The 7,186-nt window shown below is 65.1% G+C and carries 5 protein-coding genes; 3 read left to right on the top strand and 2 right to left on the bottom strand.

The features are described from left to right. Positions 1 to 114: 114 nt before the first annotated feature. The gene (locus tag FG95_RS12330; RefSeq protein WP_037556266.1) at positions 115 to 2,310 is read right to left on the bottom strand and encodes a M3 family metallopeptidase; all 2,196 of its coding nucleotides are present in this window, start codon (positions 2,308 to 2,310) and stop codon (positions 115 to 117) included. A gap of 240 nt (positions 2,311 to 2,550) precedes the next feature. Further along, the gene (locus FG95_RS12325; RefSeq protein WP_037556265.1) at positions 2,551 to 3,420 is read right to left on the bottom strand and encodes an SMP-30/gluconolactonase/LRE family protein; all 870 of its coding nucleotides are present in this window, start codon (positions 3,418 to 3,420) and stop codon (positions 2,551 to 2,553) included. A 394-nt stretch (positions 3,421 to 3,814) separates the two neighbouring features. Between FG95_RS12325 and FG95_RS12320 the strand changes: the two genes are divergently transcribed. The 3 genes from FG95_RS12320 to FG95_RS12310 all read left to right on the top strand — a co-directional run bounded on the left by FG95_RS12320 (position 3,815) and on the right by FG95_RS12310 (position 7,185). After that, positions 3,815 to 4,969, top strand: coding sequence for an acyl-CoA dehydrogenase family protein (locus FG95_RS12320; protein ID WP_037556264.1), 1,155 nt, complete (start codon positions 3,815 to 3,817; stop codon positions 4,967 to 4,969). Between the two features lie 159 nt (positions 4,970 to 5,128). Continuing rightward, complete coding sequence (locus tag FG95_RS12315) at positions 5,129 to 6,298, top strand: acetyl-CoA C-acetyltransferase (RefSeq protein WP_037556263.1); 1,170 nt, start codon at positions 5,129 to 5,131, stop codon at positions 6,296 to 6,298. A gap of 104 nt (positions 6,299 to 6,402) precedes the next feature. Continuing rightward, complete coding sequence (locus FG95_RS12310; RefSeq protein ID WP_037556262.1) at positions 6,403 to 7,185, top strand: SDR family NAD(P)-dependent oxidoreductase; 783 nt, start codon at positions 6,403 to 6,405, stop codon at positions 7,183 to 7,185. Position 7,186 lies beyond the last annotated feature (1 nt).

The following is a 7,186-nucleotide window of genomic DNA, read 5'->3' as shown; positions in this document are numbered from 1 at the left end:
CCACCTTCGGTGGTCCCCCTCCCCGTGCCGGGGAGGACCGGCAACTCCCGCTCGGCAACCGCCAAAAACAAAGGGGGCGAAATCGCCCCCTTTGCCGCATCAGTGTCGTTCGCCTCACTCGGTCGGAAAACCGCGCTTCGCGAGCAGCGCCTTCACATCGGGATCGCGGCCGCGGAAGGCGCGATAGGCTTCGGCGCGGTCGGTTTCGTTGCCCGTCATCAGCAGGATGGTGCGGAACTTGTCGGCTACCGTGCGGTCCCACGGTCCGCCGGCTTCGGTGAACGCGGCCCAGGTGTCGGCGTCCATCGTCTCCGACCACAGATAGCTATAATATCCCGCCGAATAGGCATCGCTGCTGAACAGATGGCCGAACTGCGGCAGGCGGTGCCGCATCACGATTTCCTTGGGCATGCCGATCTCGGCGAGTGTCTCGCGCTCGAATTTGTCGACATCGGTCGGCGGGTCCCCACGGTCGTGCAGCTTCATGTCGACGATCGCGCTCGCCAGATATTCGACCGTGGTGAACCCCTGGTTGAACTTGTCGGAGGCGAGGATTTTGTCGACCAGCGCCTGCGGCATCGGCTCGCCCGTCTTGTAGTGCGTCGCATATTTCGACAGCACCTCGGGGGTCATCAGCCAATTCTCGTTCACCTGGCTCGGATATTCGACGAAGTCGCGCGGCACGCCGGCGAGCGCCGGATAGGTGACCTGCTGCAGCAGATAATGGATGCCGTGGCCGAATTCGTGGAACAAGGTCTGCGCATCGTCGAGGCTGATCAGCGTCGGCTCGCCCTTCGCGGCTTCGGTGAAATTATTGTTGTTCGAGGCAAGGACATTGCGCTCGCCGCCCAGCGTCTGCTGGCTGCGATAGGTCGTCATCCACGCGCCCGAGCGTTTGCCGTCGCGCGCGAAATTGTCGAGGTAGAAGACCCCGACATTCTCGTTCGTCTTGAGGTTATAGACTTCGAACGTCCGCACCTTCGGATCGAACACCGGGATCGTGCCGGTATTTTCCTTGAAGCCGAGATCGTAAAGCTGCCCCGCCGCCCAGAACATGCCCTGGGTCAGCTTGTCGAGCTGGAGATAGGGCTTCACCTCGCTTTCATCGAGGTCGTATTTCGCCTTGCGGACCTTCTCGGCGTAAAAGCGGTAATCCCACGGCTCGATGGTGATCTTCGGCGTCTTGTTCGCCTTCGCCTCGGCATCGGCGATCGCCTGCATGTCGGCGACCTCTTCCTTGACCCGCGCGACCGCGGCGGGCCAGACCTTCATCATCAGCCCCATCGCGGCCTCGGGGGTCTTCGCCATCGTGTCGGCCATGCGGTAATGCGCGTGGGTCGGGAAACCGAGCAGTTCGGCGCGCTGCTGGCGCAGCTTCAATATCTCGGCAATCGTCGCATTGGTGTCGTTCGCGTCGCCATTGTCGCCGCGGTTCACGAACGCCTTGTAGACCTTTTCGCGAAGCGCGCGGTTGGTCGCATTCTGCAGCACCGGCTGCGCCGACGATCGCGTGTTCTTGATCGCCCACTGGCCGGGCTTGCCATTGGCTTCGGCGGCGGCCGCCAGCGAGGCGACGAAGCCGGGTTCGAGCCCGGCGAGTTCGGCCTTGTCGGTGACGAAGGTATAGAGCTTCTCGTCGCCGAGCAGCTTCGACGAGAAGGCCGAGAACAGCCCCTCGAGCTTCGAGTTCATCTCGACCAGCTTCACCTTGTCGGCGGGCGACAGGTTCGCGCCGTCGCGGACCATCTCGTCATAGCTGCGCTCGACGATGCGGATCTGCTGCGCGTTAAGCCCGCTCGAATTGCGCTTCTCATACACCGCCTTGTAGCGCGCGAAGAGCTTCGGAGCGAGGAACAGCTCGGTGTAGAATTTGGTGAGCTTGGGGCTCCATTCGGCGTCGATATCCTCGACGCGGTCGCTCGACTTGTTCGACGTCTGGACGCCCCATAGCGCAAAAAGGCGCTCCATCGTGTCGCCCGCGAGCATCATCGGAACATGCGTGTTCTCGAAGGTCGGCGCTTCGGGATTGTCGATCACCGCCTGCACCTCGGCCTTGGTTTCGGCCATGCCCTTGGCGAAGGCGTCGGGGAACAGCTCGGGATCGAGCTTGTCCCACGGCGGCACCCCCTCGAAGGGGCCGGTCCAGGGTGCAAGCAGCGGGTTCGCGCCCGCGGGGGCGGCAGCCGGCTGCGCGGCGGCGGTGGGTTCGGCGGCGGTTGCGGTGCTCATCTGGCTATAACCCGTCATCATCGCGGTGGATGCAAGCAGGATCGACAAACGGCGGGCAAAAGGCTGCGCTGGGCGCGACATCGATAAATCTCCCCGGAGGATAAGGTTTCGGACGAAACCATGTCTGGGGCCGTCTTAACCGGATATGACAGGGGGGTGCAAGGGTGGGAGGCTTGATCGATCCTCCCTGTGGCCGCAGGCCGTGGGGAGGTGGCAGCGGCGGAGCCGCTGACAGAGGGGCCATGACGCGACGTCGTCGTCCCTCCACCACCGCTTCGCGGCGGTCCCCCTCCCCTTGGCCTGCGGCCACAGGGAGGATATTCAACCCCCAAACATCTTCTGCGCCAGCCCCGGCACATCCACGCGGAAAGCAAACACCCCGCCCGCATGCGGCTGCGCCTTGCGCTCCGCGTCGGTCAGATTCTTGCCCGCGCTGGTGACGAAGGCGGTCTTCAAATCGGGCCCGCCGAATGCGATCATCGTCGGGCGCTGCACCGGCAGCTCGACCGTCCGGATCAGCTCGCCCGCGGGCGAGAAGCGCACGACGCGCCAGCCGTCCCACAGCGCCGACCAGTAACAGCCCTCGGCATCGACCGCGGCGCCGTCGGGGCGGCCGTTGCCGAACTCGAATTGATGAAAGACGCGGCCGCCCGACAGCGTGCCCGCCGCCGCATCGACGTCATAGGCGCGGATCGCGTGCGTCGGCGTGTCGGCGTGATAGAATATCTGTCCGTCGGGGCTGAACGCCGCGCCGTTGCTCGTCGTCAGCCCATGCAGGATTTCGGTCAGCGACCCGTCGGGGTCGAGCCGATAGAGCGTCGCGGCGGGGTTCGCCTTGTCGCTCGTCAGGCTGCCGACCCACAGGCGGCCGAGCGCATCGACGCGCCCGTCGTTGAAACGCTGCTCGGGCTTGTCCGCGAGCACTGCCGCGCCGAAAGCGCGTGGCGTCGCGCCCCAGCCGTCGATCAGCGCGCAGCCGTTTTCGAGCGCCGCGACCAGCCCGCCCCCGGCGCGCGGCGCGATGCACCCGACCTGCTCGGCCAGTTCCATGACCTCGTCGGCGCCGCTCGCGGGATCGGTGCGATGGATTTTGCGGCCGTCGATATCGACCCAATAGAGGCGAGCCTCGGCAGCGTGCCAGACGGGTGATTCGCCGAGCAAAGCGCCGGCGTCGAGGAGTAATTCTACCATGCGCTGCGTCTTAGCGCGGCGGGCCAAAGCTGCCCAGCGGTTCGGCCGCCTGAAAAGCTATTCGTCGCCCCCGCGAAGGCGGGGGCCGTTATCCGCCTGAAGCTTGATATTTTGATAGAAACGTCATCCCGGCGAAGGCCGGGATCTCGCCGGTGCGTCAGGTCGGGGCGATGAGATCCCGGCCTTCGCCGGGATGACGAAACAGGAGGGGTGTGTTCCCTGCAATCAGATCGCACTCTAGCCGCCAGCGGCCCCCGCCTTCGCGGGAGCGACGGAGAACTTCATGCCGTAGCGTCTTTCCACTTGACGTGGACGTAAACGTAAGGTCTCTTGGCCGGGAAGATGCGGCCGACTCCCCGCTCGCGTTCGGCCGTCCTCAGGGAAAGGAAAACCAATGTCGCTCGATAGTCTCTCGCGCTCCGCCTATACCGAGGATCATGAGGCGTTCCGCGCGACGGTGCGCCAGTTCCTCGAAAAGGAAGTCGCCCCGAACGCGGCGCAATGGGCCGAGGACAAGATCGTCCCCAAGTCGATCTGGCCGAAAGCGGGCGAGCTCGGCATGCTGTGCCCGACGGTTCCCGAGGAATATGGCGGGCTCGGCCTCGACTTCGGCTATAATGCAATCGTCGACGAGGAAAGCGCCTATTACGGCCGCGCCACCACCGGCTTCTCGCTCCAGTCGGACATCGTCACCAGCTACATCGTCAAATATGGCAGCGAGGAGCAGAAGAAGCACTGGCTGCCCAGGATGGTATCGGGCGAGACGATCACCGCGATCGCGATGACCGAACCGGGCACCGGCTCGGACCTTCAGGGGATGCGCACGACCGCGAAGAAGGATGGCAATCATTATGTCATCAACGGGTCGAAAACCTTCATCACCAACGGCCAGAACGCCGACCTGATCCTCGTCTGCGTCAAGACCGATACCGAGGTCGAGCCGGCGTGGAAGGGCGTGTCGATCGTCCTCGTCGAGGCCGACCGCGAGGGTTTCCAGCGCGGGCGCAACCTCGACAAGATCGGGCAGGACGAAGCCGACACGTCGGAGCTCTTCTTCAACGACGTCCGCGTGCCGATCACCAACTGCCTCGGCGAGGAAGGGCAGGGCTTCATCTATCTGATGAGCGAGCTGCCGCAGGAACGGCTGTCGATCGCGGTGAGCGCGCAAGCCTCGGCGCAGCGCGCCTTCGACGACACGGTCGAATATACGCGCGAGCGCAAGGCGTTCGGCAAGCCGATCCTCGATTTCCAGAACAGCCGCTTCGTGCTCGCCGATCTGAAGGCCAAGCTGCAGGTCGGCTGGGCGCATCTCGACTGGGCGCTCGCGCGTCACATGAAGAAGGAACTGACCCCCGAAGAGGGCGCCGCGGCGAAGCTCTGGCACACCGACCTGCAGTGGGAGGTGATGGACAAATGCCTCCAGCTGTTCGGCGGGTCGGGCTATATGAACGAATATCCGATCGCCCGCGCCTGGCGCGCCGCGCGCGTGACGCGCATCTTCGGCGGCACGAACGAAATCATGAAGGAACTGATTGGGCGGAAACTGTAATTTCCAAACCCCTCCTCTTCAGGGGAGGGGCAGTGAGACTTGCCAGCTTGCTGGCTAGTCGCAGCGGGGTGGGGTCCATCGGCCTTGCTCGACGCCGCGAAACCCCACCCCAACCCCTCCCCTGAAGGGGAGGGGCTTTAGGAAGAAAGGAATTCTCCCATGGCCACAGCCTATATCGTCGACGCCGTCCGCACCGCGGGCGGCAAGCGCGGCGGCAAGCTCGCCGGCGTCCACCCCGTCGACCTCGGCGCCGCGGTGTTCGACGCGATCGCCGACCGCAACGATTTCGACACCAAGGCGATCGACGACGTCATCACCGGCTGCGTCAGCCAAGGCGGCCAGCAGACGATGGACGTCGGCCGCAACGCGGTGCTCGCCTCGAAGCTCCCCGACTCGATCCCCGCGGTGACGATCGACCGCCAGTGCGGCTCGTCGCAGCAGGCGATCCAGTTCGCCGCGCAGGCGGTGATGTCGGGAACGCAGGACATCGTCCTCGCGAGCGGCATCGAAAGCATGACGCGCGTGCCCATGGGCAGCGTCGCGACCCTGTTCATGAAGGAAGGCCTCGGCCATTATAAGTCCGAGCGGCTCGAGGAAAAATATCCCGGCATCATGTTCAGCCAGTTCATGGGCGCCGAGATGATCGTCAAAAAGCACGGCCTCACCAAGGCGGACCTCGACGCCTATGCGCTCGAAAGCCATCGCCGCGGCAAGGCCGCGACCGAGGCGGGCCATTTCAAGCGCGAGATCGTCGGGGTCGAGATCGACACCCCCGAAGGCCGCGAAATGCACCTCATCGACGAAGGCATCCGTTTCGACGCGACGCTCGAAGGCATTGCGGGCGTCAAGCTGCTTCAGGAAGGCGGCGCGATCACCGCGGCCTCGGCGAGCCAGATCTGCGACGGCGCGAGCGCCGCGCTCGTCGTGTCCGAACAGGCGCTGAAGGATCACAATCTCACCCCCCGCGCGCGCATCCACCACATCTCGGTGACCGCGGGCGACCCGGTGATCATGCTCGAAGAGCCGCTGTTCGCGACCGAACGCGCGCTCAAAAAGGCGGGCATGAAGATCGGCGACATCGACGCTTATGAGGTCAACGAAGCCTTCGCGCCCGTGCCGCTCGCCTGGCTCAAATATCTCGGCGCCGATCCGGCGCGGATCAACCAGCACGGCGGCGCGATCGCGCTCGGCCACCCGCTCGGCGCCAGCGGCGCCAAGCTGATGGCGACGCTGCTCGGCGTGCTCGACGCGACCGGCGGCAAATACGGCCTCCAGACCATGTGCGAAGGCGGCGGTCAGGCCAACGTCACCATCGTCGAGCGGCTGTAAGAAATCTGGCGTCGCCCCCGCGAAGGCGGGGGCCGCTATCGGGGTAGCGCAAGGCTGCCAACGGCCCCCGCCTGCGCGGGGGCGACGTTTCAAGGGAGAATATAATGAAACTCGATTCCACCATATCCGCCGTCGTCACCGGCGGCGCTTCGGGCCTCGGCGCGGCGACCGCGCGCGCGCTTGCCGCAAAGGGCGTCAAGGTCGCGATCTTCGACTTGCAGGAAGAAAAGGGCAAGGCCATCGCCGCCGAACTCGGCGGCGTCTTCTGCGAATGCAACGTCACCGACGACGCTTCGGTCGACGCGGCTTTTGAAAAGGCACGCGCCGCGCACGGCCAGGAACGCATCCTCGTCAACTGCGCGGGCACCGGCAACGCGATCAAGACCGCGAGCCGCTCGAAGGAAGACGGCAGCATCAAGCATTTCCCGCTCGATGCGTTCAACTGGATCATCCAGATCAACCTCGTCGGCACCTTCCGCTGCATCGCCAAGTCGGCGGCGGGCATGCTGACGCTCGACCCGATGGAAGACGGCGAACGCGGCGCGATCGTCAACACCGCGAGCGTAGCGGCCGAGGACGGCCAGATCGGCCAGGCCGCTTACTCGGCATCGAAGGGCGGCGTCGTCGGCATGACCCTCCCGATCGCGCGCGACTTGGGTAACGAGAATATCCGCGTCAACACGATCCTGCCCGGCATCTTCGACACCCCGCTGCTCGCGGGCGCGCCGCAGAATGTCCGCGACGCATTGGGCGCCTCGGTGCTCAACCCGAAGCGGCTCGGCAACCCCGACGAATATGCCAATCTCGCGCTCTGCATGATCGAGAACGGCTATTTCAACGGCGAGGACGTGCGCCTCGACGGCGGCATCCGCATGGGCCCGCGCTGAT

This window comes from Sphingopyxis sp. LC363 (genome assembly GCF_000756385.1).
Taxonomy (GTDB): domain Bacteria; phylum Pseudomonadota; class Alphaproteobacteria; order Sphingomonadales; family Sphingomonadaceae; genus Sphingopyxis.
The sequence above is the reverse complement of the archived record's forward strand: the minus strand, read 5'-3'. Positions and strand labels throughout refer to the sequence as shown.